Below are 17,301 nucleotides of genomic sequence, written 5' to 3' on the forward strand. Positions count from 1 at the left end.
AGGGAAAAAGATGAAAAAAGCATATTTGATAATAGTAACCGCATTATTGCTACTTTCTATCGGTTGCACGAAAGACAATTTCATTAGCACGGGCAACAGCAAGGGACGTTTTGACGGGAGTACTTTAGAGTATCTGGAGGCACATCACTACGATTGGGACTCGACGGCAATCATGATTCGTCACGCGGGTGAAGATATGGTGAAGTTGTTCGAGGGGAAGGATGAAAAGCATCCGGAAATAACTTTTTTCGGGATGACCAATCACTCGATACGGCGTTATTTGTTGCAAAATGACATCAAGCAAGTGAGGGATTTGGACGCAGAGTGGTGTAAATCCATCTTGTTGCAACACGTGGTGGACGGGAAGCATTTCAGAACTGATTTCCCTATCGGGGAACCGGGAGATTTCGGTTCTATCGGAACGGGTGGTATCACGTTTCCTACTCTGGGAGGCACGGAGCTTTGGGTGCGTACTTGGGTAGATGAAAAAGGTGGAATTGTAGAGAATGGGGCGAGACCGATTTTCGTGTATTTCAAAAAAGTGAGCCGGGAGTTTGATATTTCTTCCGGTGATATGGAACAGGACAACGGAGTGGTGCATGCACTCGAGTATTGGTTTACACTTGGTCAAGAAGAAAAATAAAAAATGAATAGTTTATGAAACATATAATATTGTGGGCTGCTGTATTGATGCTTGCCGTTTGTGCTTGCCACGAAACGACCGTGGGATATTTGAACGTGGAGAATGCCTCGTATGACCCGGACACGTCGATTATTCGCAAAAATCCGATTTGGGATTTGGATTCTTTCCGGATGAAGGACAATTCATATTGGGTAACCTTGGGCTTGCAAGGATACGAGGGAACGCAACCAATTTATTTCCAATTGGAGTCTGTGACTTCAAACTTGGGAGAGGAAGCTGCGGCTACATTCAAAAAGGAATTGGTGGTGAAGGGTGGTGGCGTTATGATGTATCCTTTGGAGAATAACGCTCGACCGGGATTTTATACCGTGTCGCTTCGCTTGTCGAATGACGGGTATAGCCGGGTGATAGAGAATGTTTATACTTTTAAGGTAATCGAGTAATATTGTGTTTTAGTTGAAGAGGATGTGTTTTGACACATCCTCTGGTTTATAATGTTCATAAGTCTATGTGGAAATTATTTATATTGTTTTCGGTGTTCGTGGCGAACGTTGTCATGAATGACGTGAAGGCTCAAGGGGTGGCTTTTTACAAGGGCAAGTTCGAGAAAGCCGAGGCGGAAGCCCGGGAAGGCAAATTGCCGACGTTGTTGTATTTCCGATTGAAAGACGCGGAACCTTGTACTCTGCTGGAAAATGGTGTGTTTGCGAACGATACGTTAGGCGCCTTGTATAACAAACGCTTTATGAATATACAGGTGGAAGCCGATAAGAAGAACACGGCATTGATTCAAAAATACCGGGTGACGGAAGTGCCGTTGGTGATCTGGTTGAATGAAACCGGCAAGGAGGCTTACCGGATCGTGGGGGATATCCCGAAAGAGGTATTCGAGCATATCGGGCGGGTGATGTTGCACGAGAGTCCTTCGTTGGAAGATTTGTTCGGTGCAGTGACAGCTAGCGATTATTCTTTGGAGTCCATGCAGACGGCTTTGCTGGAGGCTTTGTCTTTTCTGCCGGTATTGCAGGGAGAAACGTTGGACAGTTGGACGGGGGAGGTGAAGGCTCTGTTGCAGAGGTACGTGAGTGATAAAGATATGGGCGACATGGTGAACGCGAAGGATTTCAAGATATTGACGTCTTATTTGGATGAGGCGAAGTTGTTTGACCCGATATTCGAGTTTGTTTTGGAAAATTACGACCGTTTTTCGGAAATCATTTCAGAAGAGGAAGTTGCCGGCTTTTTGGTGGATCGGAACATGGAGCTTATCGGGCGCCTGACGTATTCCGGCAACGAGGCTTACATGGAAGCCGTGGAGCGCGTTGGCGGCGATCTAGCCCGGGCGTATGCCACGGTGAAGAGTTTCGTGGGCATGGATACCGTGATGCGTTACCAGGCGGATGCGGATTACTGGCTTCACGGGAAGAAGGATCAGGATGCTTACGTGGATGTTAAAAACGAGTACTTTAAAGTGTTGGGGGATAAATTGAGATGGCAGGATTTGTACAACGCGGTTATTGATTTGGGAAAGGCGACAGGCAAGAAATTCACGGAAAAGACTTTTAAGGTGTGCATGGCTTGGATAGACGTGATCGGGGCGCAACGGGATCTTGATGCCGGGATGAAGTTGTGGGTTCCCATGACGAAAGGGGATTGTTTCCTTGCCGCGGGCGACAGGGAAAACGCTAAAGCTTGCTATAATCAAGCCTATATTATCAGTATGCAGTCGAAAAATGCGGAATTGCAAGCATTTTTGAAACAGAAGGTCGCTTCCTTGAATGGAGGAAATTAAAAGTTGCGGGTATGAGAGGAAATGTGAACAGGTGGTTGTTGTTCGGGATGCTGTTTTTGTGTGTACTGAACGCTTCGGACGTTTATGCTTGGGGTAAAAAGAAGAAGAACGCGAAGACGGAAACCGTGGCTTCGGAGAAGTCTAAATACGAGGTATTCCTTGAAGCGGAAGGGTTGCGGTCGGTAAAGGGATGGTTTATCACGGTGCATAGGCTTGGGGATAAGATTTATTTCGAGTACCCGTTGAAATACATGGGGCGGGATTTGTTGATAGCCAACACGGCTGCCGCCACGAGTGAGCCGTTGCTCGTGAACGTGGGGTACAAGGTGAGGACTCCGATGCACGTGCGGTTTGTGCTGGAGGATAGCACGGTTTTCATGTGCGAACGGAATACTTACGTGACTCACGGGGAGGGAGAGAAGCATCTGGAGAAGGCGGCAGAGAATAGCTTTATGGATGTCAAGCAGCAGAAGATGAAGGTGGTGACTTACAACACGGACCGTTCTACTGTTGTGTTCGAGGTGACGGAGTTTTTCACGGAGAAGAATACCCGGTTGTCGCCGATAGGGGGGTATTTTGAAGGATTGCCGCTCGTGGGAGAGTTGAAGAAGAATTTGTCGTCTATCGGTGCGATCAAGGCTTTTGACGATAATGTTTCTATCGAGATGAAGGAAACGTATGCTTGTGCGTTGAAGTATGGAGAAACGTTTATCGGGCTGGGGGATGTGACGGTAAATTCGGTGAAAAGCGTGCTGTTGTTGCCCGAAAAGAAGATGAAGCCGAGAATCTCGGATCCCCGGGTCGGGGTGTTCTTGACGGGGAAGCAGGAGATGTCTTCCGAGAGGGGGGCGAAGTATTATTCTTACGCGAACCGTTGGCGCTTGGAGCCTCGCAACATGGAGGCATGGGAGCGAGGTGAACTGGTGGAGCCGAAAAAGCCGATCGTGTATTATCTGGACAACACGTTCCCCGAGGCTTGGAAGAAGCCGTTGAAGGAGGGGGTGTTGCGCTGGAATAAGGCGTTTGAGCAGATCGGTTTCAAGAATGCCGTCCGTGTGAGTGATTTTCCGTTGGATGACCCGGAATTCGATCCGGATAATTTGAAATATTCCTGTATCCGGTATTGTCCCGTGGGGATAGAGAATGCCATGGGACCTTCGTGGGTGGATCCTACCACGGGGGAAATTGTGAATGCTTCGGTGATTATTTATAATGACGCGGTGAAGTTGGCAACGCAATGGATGTTCGTGCAAACGGCACAAGTGGATGATTCGGTTCGGTCGGGAGTGTTGTCGGGCAAGCGGTTGGAGGAGGCTTTGGCTTACCTGGTGGCTCACGAGATCGGGCACACGCTGGGACTGATGCACAACATGAAGGCTTCACATGCCTTCCCGGTGGATTCGTTGCGTTCTGCAAGTTTTACGCGAAAGTACGGGACGACGCCCTCGATCATGGATTACGCTCGTTTTAATTACGTGGCGCAACCCGGGGATGAAGGGGTGAAGTTGACTCCGCCGGAGATTGGGGTTTATGATGAGTATGTCATCAAATGGCTATATTCCCCGGTGGCGGGAAAGAAGACTGTGGAGGAGGAGGCTGAGTTCGTGCGGGAGTGGGTGGACGAGAAGGCTGGCGACCCGATGTACTGTTACGGGCAACAGCAGATGTTTGTGACTTATGATCCGGGAGCGTTGTCGGAAGATTTAGGAGATGACCCGATAAAAGCCGGTGATTACGGGATTAAGAATTTGAAGTATATCCTGCCTAACGTGAACACGTGGGTGGAGAAAGACGAGTTTTCGGAGTACCGGATGGATTTGTATTTCCAGATCGTGAACCAGTATTTCGGTTATATCGCTAACGTGTTGCATCAGGTGGGAGGTGTTGATTTGCAAACGGTGAAGGAGGGTGTTGCGGATGAGCGTTACCGGTCATTGCCCCGGGAGGTGCAACGGAATTCGATGTTGTGGGCTATCCGGGAATTGCAAGGGAGCGGTTGGTTGGACGAGCAGGAGTTGAGCAAGAAGAGGTTGTCGCTGAAGTATTCGTCGTTGTTGAGAGGGGTGGCAGGCAGGATGCTGTTCGGGCGTGCGCCTTTCGTGACGTTCTCTTCTCATTTGACAGAGAAGCCTTACACGGTGAAAGATTATTACGATGATATTTACACGGGTATTTGGGTTGCTGTTGCCCGGGGAGGAAAGTTGACGGAAGGGGAGAAGGCTTTGCAGCGGTTGTGCGTGTCGATGAATTTGGAGAAGGCGAGAGGTGTGATGCGTCAGGATGGCAGGGCGTTGACCGGGGCGACGGAAAGTGGCATGATGACGATGAGCGTGGATGAAGTTATCGAGTCCGGTCTGGACGGGAGTGGTTTCGTGCGGCGTTTCCGGGAGCGTTTGGTCGAGTTCGAGAGGGAGTACGGGTCGGAATTCGTGACGGAGAGGTTGCTGTTGCATAACGCTATCGGTGTAGACCCTTACGGTTGGCAAAAGAGGGTGAACGTGGAGCCGATAGACGAGTCGTTCGCATATATTATGGATATGTTCGATAAGATACGGAAGTTGATCGAGGGGCGGTTGAGAACGGCGAATCCTTCGGATCGGGCACATTATCAATCCATTTTGTATCAAATAAAATCATTGCATAGAATGGAATAACCAGTTATATAATCATTTTTAGCTATGTATGCCTTTTGTTTACCTTCTTTTCAAATGAAGGGGAAACAAAAGGCATTTATTTCTACCAGATCTTTTGTAGGTTTACCCCTGCTTATTAAATAAGATGGTGTTCTACCATGTTTTGTAGGTGACAGAATCTTTTGATGTCGGTAACTGTTTATGCACTTTTAACGTACGATAGTTATATTTCGGTTTTTATCTCTATCTTTGCGAGAGAATAACAAATGGGTTTATGGTTGAACTTCGGGATGAAATAGTAAAGAAGTCGTTTCTCCAGTTTTTGAACCGGGGGTATAAAGCCACGTCTTTGAAGGATTTGGAGCAGGCTACGGGACTGACGAAGGGGGCGTTCTATTATTATTTCAAGGATAAGCAGGAGATACTGGAAGCGGGTATCGAGCGTTATTTCAGTGTGATGCGGGAAGAGACGGACGAGGATGTGGAGCGGGTGGCGTCGTTGCGGGAGTATATCGATCTGGTGATCCGAAACAAGGAGGAAGGAGCCGATTTGTCGCAGAAATTATTCGGGTGTTTTGTTTTGGAAGTGTTGTTTTTCCAGCTGGTGTTGGAGGTGGCACCGTTGTTTCCCGGTTTCCGGGAACGGATTTACACGTTGTCGAAAATGCGGTTAACTCGTTGGGAACACGTGATTCTGAAGGCGAAGCAGAGCGGGGAGATACGGGAAACGTTGGATACCTCGGCGCTTGCCCGTAATCTGATATCGGTGTCGAGCAGTATGTTGAATATTGAGTTTGACGACCCGAATTTCCAGTACATTTTTTCCGATATGCGGATGCAGTTTGAACAGTATTATATGTTGATAAAGAAATGAGCGGAACAAGGGATACTATCATCGAGAAGTCGTTTTTGTTGTTCCTGAAAAAGGGATATAAAGCGGTTACGCTCACGGATTTGGAAAAAGCCGTGGGGATGACGAAAGGTACCTTTTATTATCATTTTCTGAACAAGGAGGAAGTGTTGAAGGAGGGCGTCACGAGGTATTACCGGATGTTGAATTGCCGGAGGGCGGAGGAGATCAGCCGGGTACATTCCTTGCGGGAGTTTATCGACTTGACGATTCATAATTTGATGGAGATCGAGAATTACGGGGCGAAGCGGTTCGATAGTGATATTCCGGAGATTTTGTGCTTGTCGTTGATGGTGGAGGTGATCTCGCTTTACCCGGAGTTCAAGCAGATGGTGGGGAACACGAAGGCTTCGTGGATGTCGAAGTTGGAAGAGGTGATTTTGGGGGCGAAGAGAAATAAAGAGATTCGGGATGATGTGGATACGTCTATTTTGGCAAAGAATTTGCTGAATATTAGCATTGGGTTGATTAATTACGTGGTCATGCATCAAGATATTGCTTACGCTTTATCTTCCGTGCGTTACCAGTACGAGCAACTTTATTCGCTCGTGAAAGTGCACTAAGATTTGTATAGAGAAACATACCGAAAAGTATAAAAATAGAGAGAATTGAAAAAGGAAAATAAAAACGATAAGGTAATGAAAATGTTTACAGTATGTAAATCGGGAATAGGTTGGAGTGTTGTTTTTCTGTGTTTTACGTTGTCCGTGAATGCGCAAAAAGCGTTGAGCCTGGAGGATTGCCGACGCTTGGCGATAGAGAATAACAAGAAACTGAAAATTGCAGACGAGGAGGTGAAGGCAAGCGAGGCTCAAAAAGCCGAGGCGTTCACGAAGTATTTGCCGGGTATTGATGCTATGGGGGTGTACTTGCGTAATCAAAAAGAAATTAATCTTTTGTCGGAGAATGCGTATTTGCCCGTGGGATCTTTTGGAGCGGATGGAAAGTTTACACCAGATTTGAAAGTCGGAACGGATGGAAAACCTCTTGTTGTAAATGGTCAATATGTTCCGGATAAAGTTGCCCTTCTGCCGAAGGAGGCGATGACGGTGGATGCCAGGAATGTCGGGGTGGTGCAGGTGGGGTTGACGCAACCGGTGTACATGGGGGGAAAGATTCGTGCCTATAATCAGATAGCCGGGTTGTCGGAGCAGTTGGCAAAGAGCAAGCGCTCGGGGGAAGTGCAGAACGTGATCCTCGCGACGGACGAGGCTTACTGGCAGATTGTTTCATTGGTGAACCGGAAGAAGTTGGCGGACAAGTACGTGGAGACGTTGCAGAAGTTCGTGAAGGACGTGGAGTTGATGCACACGACGGGAGTGGCGACGAAGGCGGACGTGCTTTCCGTGCGAGTGAAGTTGAACGAGGGGGAGATGGTGCAGACGAAGGTGGATAACGGGTTGAGTTTGTCCCGGATGCTGCTGAACCAGATTTGCGGGTTGCCGACGGATACGATTGTGACGTTGAAGGAAGAAATGACCGACACGGAGGTGGAGGAGGTGCCCGAGGAGACGCTTGACCAAGTGTATAGCCGTCGCCCGGAGGTGGCGAGCCTGCAACTGGCTGCGGATATATACAAGAAAAAGGAGAAGTTGGCTTTGTCCGAGTATTTGCCTACCGTGGCGTTGACGGCTAATTATATGAGTATGACGCCCTCTTTCTTTGATGGGATCAGTACCAAGTTCGAGGGTATGTGGAGCGTGGGCGTGGGGATAAAAGCCCCGGTTTTCCACTGGGGGGCTTCTCGCAAGAGCCTGCGGAACGCGAAGGCTCAGACGAATGCCATGAATTACAGGTTGGAGGAGGCGAAGGAGCAGATCGAGTTGCAGGTGCATCAAGCGGAGTTTAAGATGAAAGAGGTGGCAAAGAAGTTGGCGATGGCGGAGAAGAATTTGGAACGCGCGGAGGAGAACTTGAAGTTTGCCGATCTGGGTTTTCGGGAGGGGACGATTCCCGTGTTGAACGTGTTGGAAGCGCAAACGGCTTGGCTGACGGCGAACTCGGAATTGATAGACACGCGGATCGAGGCAAGGTTGTGTAAGGTTTATCTGGAAAAAGCGTATGGAATTTTAGATTTATGATTTAGTGATTTTAGATTGAGAAATTCAGGGATTGGATGATTGATGGTATAGTGATTATTATATAAAAAGGTTATGAAAGAGGAAAAGAAGGTTAGCGGAAAGGTATTGATGTTTACGGGGATTGTCGTCATCGTATTTTTGGTGGCTGTTTTTGGATTTATATTTTGGGAGCCGGTGCCGGAGGTGATACAAGGGGAAGCGGAGGCTACGGAAGTGCGGATTTCCGGTAAGGTGCCGGGAAGAATAGAGAAGTTCCTCGTGAACGAGGGGGATCGGGTGAAGAGAGGCGACACGGTTGCCATTTTGGACAGCCCGGAAGTGATGGCGAAGTATAATCAGGCTCAGGCGGCGGAAGAGGCGGCTCAGGCTCTAAGTAATAAGGCTCAGAAGGGTGCGCGGGAGGAACAGAAGACGATGGCTTTCCAGACGTGGAAAAAAGCTCAGGCGGCACTTGATGTTGCCAAGAAATCGTACGAGCGGGTGCAGAAGTTGTACGAGGGCGAGGTGATGTCCGCGCAGAAGCGGGATGAGGCAGAGGCAAATTATAAAGCGATGCTGGCGACCGAGCAGGCGGCAAAAGCCCAGTACGAAATGGCTCGTAACGGGGCGGAGAAAGAGGATAAGGAGGCTGCCGAGGCTCAAGTGAGCCGGGCTAAAGGGGCGGTGGAAGAAGTGAGTTCTTATATCAAGGAAACTTTCTTGATTTCGCCGATAGACGGGGAGATTTCGGAACGTTACCCGAAGGTGGGCGAGTTGGTTGGGACGGGTTCCCCGGTGATGAATGTGCTGGACTTGGAGGATATGTGGGTTGTGTTTAACGTGAGGGAGGATTTGTTGGGGGATTTGAAGATGGGGACGGAGTTCAAGGGGTATATCCCGGCATTGGGGAATAAGGAGGTGTCCTTGAAGGTGACTTACCTGAAGAATATGGGTACTTATGCCGCTTGGAGGGCGACGAAGACGACCGGACAATATGACGTGAAGACTTTTGAGGTGAAGGCTGTGCCGACGGAGAAAGTGGAAGGGCTAAGACCGGGGATGAGTGTTCTGAAGAAAATCTAAAATTAATATATGCGTGAAAATATAAAAGCGGTGGGGGCGCTGATGAAGCGGGAGATTCGGATGCTGGCGGGGCGGCGGATTTACTGGTTCGTGATGGTATTTGCCCCGCTGTTCTGTTTCTTGTTTTTCATGGATTTGTTGAAAGACGGGCTGCCGAAGAAGTTGCCCGTGGCGGTGGTGGACGAGGATAACACGACGACTTCCCGTTCGCTGGTACGTTCGTTGAATGCCTTTGCCCAAACGGATGTGGTGATGCGGACGGCGAATTTCAGCGAGGCGAGGGAGGCTTTGCAGCGGGGTGAGGTGTACGGGATATTTTATATTCCGGCAGATTTTCGGAGGGATGCCTCGACGGGGAGTGAACCCGTGTTGTCGTTCTACACGAATGATACTTATTTTTTAGCGGGGTCGTTGTTATACAAGGATATGCGTATGCAGGCGAATTTGGCGAACGGGGCGGTGCAGCAGACATTGCTGTTGGCGAGGGGGGAGAACCAACCCGTGTTGGCGGCGAAGCTGATGCCGGTGGTGTTGGATACTCACCCGTTGAATAACCCGTGGTTGAGTTACTCTATTTATCTGGCGAATTTTTTGTTACCCGCTTTTTTGTGTATGTTCGTGATGTTCACCACGGTGTACAGTATCAGCGATGAGATCAAGCGGAAGACTTCGAAGGAATGGTTGCGTGTCGGCAATAATTCTATTGTTGTGGCATTATTGGGAAAATTGGCTCCGCAGGCGATTGTTTTCACTGCGATGGGAATGTTGTACCTTTCCTTGCTTTACGGGTACGCGCATTTCCCGTTGAATAGTGGTTTCTTCCCGATGTTCTTGGCGATGGTGCTGATGATCCTTTCTTCGCAGTGTTTTGCGTTGTTCGTGACGGGAATTAGCCGGCGAAGTAGGATCGCGTTGAGTGTATGTGCTTTGTGGGGAGTGTTGTCGTTTTCGATTTGCGGTTTCACGTATCCGGTGCGCTCGATGCCGGAGTTGGCACAGATTGCCTCGAACCTGTTCCAGATGCGTCATTATTTTTTGATATACGTGGATCAGGCGTTGAATGGTATCCCGCTGATTTATTCGTGGTTGAATTACGCGGCATTGATCGTTTTCCTGTTTTTGCCTCTGTTTATTTTGCCGAAGCTGAAGCAGGATTTGTTGGAGTTTAAATATTTGCCGTAAACCGCTTGCGGTTTACGGGTTGCAGGTTTCAAGTTGAATTTGTCTGCGGCAAGTTGCAGGTTGGAATTTAAAATCTAAAATGAGATGATGTTTTTTTGGACTGACATATATTACGTTTTCAAGCGGGAGTTTTATTCGGTATTCCGGGATCATGCCGTGTTGACTTTCTTTTTGGCGTTGACGTTGGCTTATCCGGTCGTGTACACGTTTATTTACAGCAACGAGGTGGCACATGAGGTGCCGGTTGCCGTGGTCGATCACTCCCAATCGTCGGCGAGCCGGGAGTTTGTACGGAACTGGGATGCGACGGCGAGCGTGGATGTGGTAGCCCGTTGTGCGGATATGGAGGAGGCGAAGATGCTGATGTACAAGAAGGATATTTACGGGATTCTGGAGATTCCGGAGAATTTTAGCCGAAATATTGCTCTGGGGGAGCAGGCGCACGTGTCGTTGTTCTGTGATATGGGTGCATTGCTGAATTACAAGGCTTTGCTGATGACGGGAACGGACGTAGCGTTGCAGATGAGTAAAGATATACAGATTCGGGGTATGGAGTATGCCACGAAGATCACGGAGGAAATTAAGGCGTCGCCCGTGAAGATTCAAGACGTGAAAATGTTTAACCCGCAGGGTGGTTTTACTTCTTTTCTTATCCCGGCGGTATTGATTCTGGTGATTCAGCAGTCGTTGTTGTTGGGCGTGGGGACGATAGCCGGAACCGAACGGGACAGGCGGCGCAAGGGAAGCCGGTTACCCGTGGGGTGTCATTTCTGTCGCCCGGTACGGGTGGTGTTGGGTAAGGCGTTCGCTTATCTGCCTATTTATTTTGTGATGGGGTATTGGGTATTCTTTATCGTGCCCCGGTTGTTCGGGATGACGCAGATCGGGGAGCGGGGGGAGTTGATGCTGTTTTTGTTCCCGTTTTTGCTGGCGTGTGCGTTCTTCGCGATAGCGATGTCGTTCTTGAGCCGGGAACGGGAGATGCCGTTCTTGATATTCGTGTTCACGTCGGTGCCGTTGATGTTTATATCGGGAATATCATGGCCGAAGTCGGCTATTCCCGAGTATTGGGTGTGGTTCAGTAAGTTGTTTCCCTCGTCGTACGGGATTGATGGTTTCGTGAAGATGAATAACACGGGAGCCACGTTGTCGGAGGTGTTGCCGGAGTTTTGGGGATTGTGGATTTTAGCGCTGGTATATTTCATTGTGGCATGTTTGTTGTATAAAATAGAGTATAGAAAGCTGAAAAATAAAAAAGATTTAGTAATTTCGTAACAGGGACTAAAGAAGACTGAATCTGAACATTTAAATGAAAAGATGATGAAAGGTGTAGTGCTTCCTTTACTAGGAATAGTTTTGTTATTGTGTGCTTGCGGGAGTAATAAATCCGGACAAGAGCGTACGAGGGCGACGGTGAAAGCTGATACGGTAAAAGATTATCAGGGAGAGTTGTCTATTATTTACCCCGGCAAGGTGAAGGCGGCTTCGGAGGTGAAGTTGGCTTTCCGGGTGGCGGGACCGATCAAGGAGGTGCTGCCGGAAGTGGGGGCTTTCGTGAAGAAAGGTCAGTTGTTGGCTCGGATAGACCCGAGGGATTACGAGATACAGTTGTCGGCGACAGAGGCGGAGTACAAGCAGGTGAAAGAGGAAGCCGGACGGGTGATCGAGTTGTATCGGCGGGGAAGCGTTCCGGTGAATGACTACGATAAGGCGGTGTCGGGAATTAATCAGATTACGGCGAAGTATAACGCGCATAAAAACGCATTGGAGGATACGCGGTTGACGGCTCCTTTTGACGGGTACGTGCAGAATAAATATTACGATGCGCATGAAACGGTGGCAGCGGGTTATCCGGTGGTATCGATGATTAACAGTCATTATTTTGACGTGGAGATTGATATTCCGTCGAGTGATTTCGTGCGGCAGGATCAGTTTAAGGAGTTTTCCTGTACGATAGACGTGTTTCCGGGGAAAGTGTTCCCGCTGGAATTGATAGAGATTACACGGAAGGCGAATCTGAATCAGTTGTACCGGATGCGGTTGCGTTTAAGACCGGTGGAGGGATTGGATATAGCGGCGGGAATGAGCGTGAACGTGACGATAGATTATAATCCTAACATGGATGCATTGGTGGTTATGCCACTGTCGGCTATTTTCGAGGATAACGGGCAGGCTTCCGTGTGGGTGTACAATCCGGAGAAACGGGTAGTGGGAAAACGTCCCGTGCATCTGAATAAATTGTTGAGGACGGGAGAGGTGATTGTTTCCGAGGGACTGGCTCCCGGGGAGATTGTGGTGTCGGCGGGTGTGCATAGCTTGAAGGAGGGGATGGAAGTCGAGTTGTTGAAGCCGGTATCGAAGACGAACGTGGGAGGGTTGTTATGAATCTCGCGGAATATGCTTTGAATAATAAGGCACTGGTGAAGTTTTTCATCGCAGTGCTGGTGATCGGGGGTGTTTTTGCTTTCATTTCGATGAGTAAGTTGGAAGACCCGGAGATCAAGGTAAAACAGGCTATGGTGGTGACCGTTTACCCGGGAGCTTCAGCGCATCAGGTGGAGTTGGAGGTGACGGACGTGCTGGAGAAGTCGATCCGTTCGATGGGGGCTATCGGTAGCATCGAGTCGAAGTCGATGGCGGATTTGTCCATGATTACGGTGGAGTTGGAGAGTACGGTGGGACCGGATGAGTTGGAACAGAAATGGGATATTTTGCGGCGTAAGGTGACGAATGCGCAAGCGCAGTTGCCGGACGGGGCGCGTGCTTCCGTGGTGATGGACGACTTCGGGGACGTGTACGGGATGTTTTACGCGATAACGACGGATGGTATCGGTGACGAGGAGTTATTGGATTATGCCCAGTTGGTGAAACGGGAATTGCAGGAGGTGGAAGGTGTACGGCGGGTGGAGATATACGGGAATAGGACGGCGTGTATCAATATAGAGGTGTTGCAGGATAAAATGGCAAACCTGGGGGTACACCCGATGGAGATATTGTCCACGTTGAATAGCCAGAACAAGACGGTGTATCCCGGTTATTTTAATAGCGGCGACCAGCGTTTGCGGGTAGCGATCAATGATAGCTATCAGTCTGTCGAGGATATAAGGAATCTGATTATACAGGGACACGAGAACGATCAATTACGCTTGCGGGATATTGCCAGCGTGACGGAAGGATACGAGGAACCTTCCCGCAACGAGATGCGCTATGACGGGAAGCGGGCTTTCGGGCTTGCCGTGTCGATGGAGAAGGGGGGAAATATCGTGAGCCTCGGCAAGAAGGTCGATGAGGAGTTGCAGCAATTGAAAGAATCTCGGATTCCGACGGGGGTGGAGTTTCACAAGGTGTTTTTCCAACCGGACAGGGTAAATGACGCGATCGGGGTGTTTATGGTGAATTTGATAGAATCGGTGATTATCGTGATTCTGGTGTTGATGCTGACGATGGGATTCCGTAGCGGAGTGATTATCGGCACGGGGCTGGTGATTATCGTGTTGGGGTCTTTCGTGGTGCTCTACTTGTTTGACGGTACGTTGCAACGGGTTTCGTTAGGGTCTTTGATCGTGGCGATGGGGATGCTGGTGGATAATGCTATCGTGATTGTCGACGGGATTCTTGTTGATTTGGAACGAGGGGTGAAGCGTCCGGCGGCGCTGACGAATATAGCGAAAAAGACGGCAATGCCTTTGTTGGGAGCCACGGTGATCGCGATACTGGCGTTTTTCCCGATATTTATTTCCCCGGATACGACAGGGGAATACGTGCGGGATTTGTTTATCGTGTTGGCGGTGTCGTTGTTGTTGAGCTGGGTATTGGCGTTGACGCATATACCGATCCACGCGGATCACTCGTTGAAGGTGAAACGGAAGAAGGAGGGCGAGAATTTGTATGACAGTAAGATTTACCGTCTGTTCCGGCAATTCCTTGCTTTTATGCTTTGGCACAAGTCGATGGCGATCGGGGTAGTCGTGATATTATTGGCGGTAACGGCTTTTCTGTACCGGTATATTCCGCAGGGGTTCTTCCCGGATTTAAGTTACACGCAGTTGTATATAGAATTCAAGATGCCCGAGGGCACGAGAGTGGAACGGGTGGAATCCGATCTAGCGGAGATTGAGGAATATCTGATGGAGCGTCCGGAAATTACACACGTGACGACGAGTATAGGGGGAACGCCTGCCCGTTATAATCTGGTACGGTCGATTGCCGAACCGTCGATGAGTTACGGGGAGTTGATCGTGGATTACACGACCCCGGAGGCGTTGAAGGAAACGATGGACGAGCTTCAGGATTATCTGACGGCAAACTATCCGGATGCTTACGTGCGGATGAAGCGTTATAACTTGATGTACAAGAAGTATCCTATCGAGTTGATGTTCACGGGACCCGATCCGGCGGTGTTGAAAGACTTGACGGAACAGGCGGAACAGATCATGCGGGATGAGTCCGCCGTGATGCTGGTGACGAATGACTGGGAACCGATGACGCCGACGTTGATGGTGAATTATTACCAGCCTATTGCCCGGGCGATCGGTTTGTCCCGTTCGGACGTGGGATTGTCGATGCTTTCTGCCACGGACGGGATGCCTCTCGGTTCGTATTACGAGGGGGTACACGCGAAACCGATTTATTTGAAGAGTTTGGATAGTAAGGGCGAGCAAGTGGAAGCTCTGGATAATATACCCGTGTGGAGTATGTTGCCGTCGACGGCTGCCTTGAACGAGGAAACGTTGAAAGGTCTGTTGATGGGAACCACGTCTGGCGAGGATTTGTTGTCACAAACTATCGGGTCGATCCCGTTGAACCAAGCGACACGGGGCATCACGATGAAGTGGGAAGACCCGGTAGTGCGTCGTTATAACGGGCAGCGTGCGATGAGGGCACAATGTAACAATGCTCCGGGATACACGGCGGAGAGTGCCCGGTCGTTGTTGCTGCCGAAGATCAATGAGATCGTTTTGCCGGAGGGATATGCTATGCAGTGGCTGGGAGAACATAAAGCGAGCGGGGATTCCATGCGTTATTTATTTGCCAATATTCCGTTGGCGGTGATCTTGATGATCGCGATACTGATTATGTTGTTCAAGGATTTTAAGAAGCCGATTATTATATTCTGTTGTTTGCCTTTGGCGGCAATCGGAATTGTGCTGGGGATGTTGATTAGTGGGAAAGAATTTGGCTTCGTGGCGATTGTCGGTGCCTTGGGGTTAATCGGCATGATGATAAAGAACGGGGTGGTGTTGTTGGACGAGATCGGCTTGCAGATCGCTTCCGGCAAGGGCCAGACGGAGGCTTTACTCGATTCGTCATCTTCGCGTTTTCGCCCGGTGATGATGGCATCGTTGACAACGATTTTGGGTATGTTGCCGTTGCTGGGAGATGATATGTTCGGATCGATGGCGGTCACGATCATGAGCGGTTTGCTGGTCGGGACGGTAATCACGCTGGTGTTTATTCCCGTGTTGTACGCGGTATTTTTTAAGGAGAAAAAAGTAATAGGTAAAGAGTCATGAAATATATACTGGTTATATTATTGTCGTGTGCTTGCACTTCACTTTTCGGGCAAGTGCATCTGGATTTGGAGAAGTGCCGGGAAATGGCGCTGGAAAGCAGCAAGAAGATGGCAATTGCCGCAAAGCAAGGAGAGAAGGCAGAAGCGGCCTGGAAGTCGTATCGGGCGAATTTCTTGCCTAAAATATCGGCGACGGGGTTGTACGCGTATATGCAGAAGAAGACTTCCTTCACGATAGATGGAGGATATTTGCCGACTTTCGTACCCCAATTGGACGGTACGTTGCAACCGAATTTGCTATTGAATCCGTTGACGAAAGAACCTTTAATCGGACCGGATGGGAATCCGATATTTAATCAGTATGCTTTTATGCCGGACATTGATTTGGAGTTAGGATTGCGGGGGGTATATTCGGCAGGATTGATGTTGGAGCAGCCTATTTACATGGGAGGAAAGGTGCGTTCCGCTTACCGGATGGCATCTATCGGCAAGGAGATGGCGGAGATTAACGAGGAATACAGCCGTGCCGAAGTGATTACCGAGGCGGACGAGGCGTATTGGCAGTATCTGCGAGTGGTGGAGCTGGTTGCTTCTGCCGGGAAATATAAGGCGGTTGTATCCGAATTGGTGCGTAATTTGACGGATGCTTTTGAAACGGGAATGGCTTCCCGCAATGATTTGTTGAAGGCGCAGGTACGTCTGAACGAGGCGGAGTTGATGTTACAAAAGGCAGAGAACGGAAGGGCATTGGCAAGTATGAATCTTTGCCGGGTGATCGGCATAGACCTTCATGCAGCGGTCATGGTAAGCGATTCTTTGCAGGAAAACGTGACTCCCGGTATATTGGATAATAGCGGGGGATTGGAACGGCGTCCCGAGTATAACTTGTTGGAGAAAGAGGTGGAATTGAAGGGTAGGGAAGTGGCACTGACTCGTTCGGACTTTTTGCCGGAGTTAGGGGTTTCTGCATCGTACGGTTTTCATGGCGGTATTTCTTTGAACGGGAAGTCCACGGATGTTTCTTCTTTCACGGCAATGGCATCGTTGAAGATACCTTTGTACAATTGGGGTGAAGGTCGGGGTAAGATCAAGGCTATGAAGGCTGAACGGGAGATGAGCCGATTGAAGATGGAGGAAATGACCCAACTGATGTTGCTCGAAATAGCCCGTGCCCGTTATAATATCGAGGATGCCTGTACCCGAGTAACTTTGACCCGTAAGTCGTTGTGCCAGGCGGAAGAAAACTTGACCGTGAGCAAGAACCAGTATGAGGTGGGCATGGAAACGATCACGAACTATTTGGAAGCCCAAGCCCAATGGCAAAAGGCGTGGAGCGATTGGATCGATGCCAAAGCGGAGTTGCGTTTGAGCGAAACGAAGTATCTGAAGGCGACGGGCAGATTGTAACTGAGGGGTGTCAAAAGTCTATTTTCTTCTAAAATTCCTCCGTCAGCTATGCTGCCTCCTCCTCTATAAACAGAGGAGG

13 protein-coding genes are annotated in these 17,301 nt (G+C 49.3%); all 13 read left to right on the forward strand.

Annotated features, from left to right (window positions below; all coding sequences use genetic code 11):
- The first annotated feature begins 10 nt into the window (after positions 1–10).
- The 13 genes from A3CY_RS0115900 (at position 11) to A3CY_RS0115960 (ending at position 17,222) form a co-directional block, all read left to right on the forward strand.
- The gene (locus tag A3CY_RS0115900) at positions 11–643 is read left to right on the forward strand and encodes a fasciclin domain-containing protein (RefSeq protein WP_018338928.1); all 633 of its coding nucleotides are present in this window, start codon (positions 11–13) and stop codon (positions 641–643) included.
- A gap of 14 nt (positions 644–657) precedes the next feature.
- Positions 658–1,086, forward strand: coding sequence for a hypothetical protein (locus tag A3CY_RS0115905; RefSeq protein ID WP_018338929.1), 429 nt, complete (start codon positions 658–660; stop codon positions 1,084–1,086).
- Between the two features lie 65 nt (positions 1,087–1,151).
- Positions 1,152–2,435 (forward strand): thioredoxin fold domain-containing protein, encoded by a 1,284-nt coding sequence (locus tag A3CY_RS0115910; protein ID WP_018338930.1) that lies wholly within the window; start codon positions 1,152–1,154, stop codon positions 2,433–2,435.
- Positions 2,436–2,446: 11 nt separating this feature from the next.
- Positions 2,447–5,089 carry a zinc-dependent metalloprotease gene (locus A3CY_RS0115915; protein WP_018338931.1) on the forward strand — a complete coding sequence of 881 codons (2,643 nt, stop codon included), beginning with the start codon at positions 2,447–2,449 and terminating at the stop codon, positions 5,087–5,089.
- 253 nt (positions 5,090–5,342) lie between these two features.
- A complete protein-coding gene (locus A3CY_RS0115920; RefSeq protein WP_018338932.1) occupies positions 5,343–5,942 on the forward strand; it encodes a TetR/AcrR family transcriptional regulator in 600 nt (199 codons plus the stop codon).
- Positions 5,939–6,541 (forward strand): TetR/AcrR family transcriptional regulator, encoded by a 603-nt coding sequence (locus A3CY_RS0115925; RefSeq protein ID WP_018338933.1) that lies wholly within the window; start codon positions 5,939–5,941, stop codon positions 6,539–6,541. The genes A3CY_RS0115920 and A3CY_RS0115925 overlap by 4 nt, the downstream gene beginning before the upstream one ends.
- Positions 6,542–6,616: 75 nt before the next feature.
- Positions 6,617–8,059 carry a TolC family protein gene (locus tag A3CY_RS0115930; protein WP_394330667.1) on the forward strand — a complete coding sequence of 481 codons (1,443 nt, stop codon included), beginning with the start codon at positions 6,617–6,619 and terminating at the stop codon, positions 8,057–8,059.
- 72 nt (positions 8,060–8,131) lie between these two features.
- The gene (locus A3CY_RS0115935; RefSeq protein WP_018338935.1) at positions 8,132–9,121 is read left to right on the forward strand and encodes an HlyD family secretion protein; all 990 of its coding nucleotides are present in this window, start codon (positions 8,132–8,134) and stop codon (positions 9,119–9,121) included.
- A gap of 9 nt (positions 9,122–9,130) precedes the next feature.
- A complete protein-coding gene (locus A3CY_RS0115940; RefSeq protein ID WP_018338936.1) occupies positions 9,131–10,303 on the forward strand; it encodes an ABC transporter permease in 1,173 nt (390 codons plus the stop codon).
- A gap of 84 nt (positions 10,304–10,387) precedes the next feature.
- Positions 10,388–11,578, forward strand: coding sequence for an ABC transporter permease (locus A3CY_RS0115945; RefSeq protein WP_018338937.1), 1,191 nt, complete (start codon positions 10,388–10,390; stop codon positions 11,576–11,578).
- Positions 11,579–11,620: 42 nt separating this feature from the next.
- The gene (locus A3CY_RS0115950) at positions 11,621–12,688 is read left to right on the forward strand and encodes an efflux RND transporter periplasmic adaptor subunit (RefSeq protein WP_018338938.1); all 1,068 of its coding nucleotides are present in this window, start codon (positions 11,621–11,623) and stop codon (positions 12,686–12,688) included.
- Positions 12,685–15,816, forward strand: coding sequence for an efflux RND transporter permease subunit (locus A3CY_RS0115955; RefSeq protein ID WP_018338939.1), 3,132 nt, complete (start codon positions 12,685–12,687; stop codon positions 15,814–15,816). Before A3CY_RS0115950 ends, A3CY_RS0115955 begins: the two co-directional genes overlap by 4 nt.
- Positions 15,813–17,222, forward strand: a complete 1,410-nt coding sequence (locus tag A3CY_RS0115960) for a TolC family protein (RefSeq protein ID WP_018338940.1) — start codon at positions 15,813–15,815, stop codon at positions 17,220–17,222. Before A3CY_RS0115955 ends, A3CY_RS0115960 begins: the two co-directional genes overlap by 4 nt.
- Positions 17,223–17,301 lie beyond the last annotated feature (79 nt).

Origin of the sequence: Butyricimonas synergistica DSM 23225, assembly GCF_000379665.1 — a bacterium.
GTDB classification, from domain to species: Bacteria; Bacteroidota; Bacteroidia; order Bacteroidales; family Marinifilaceae; genus Butyricimonas; species Butyricimonas synergistica.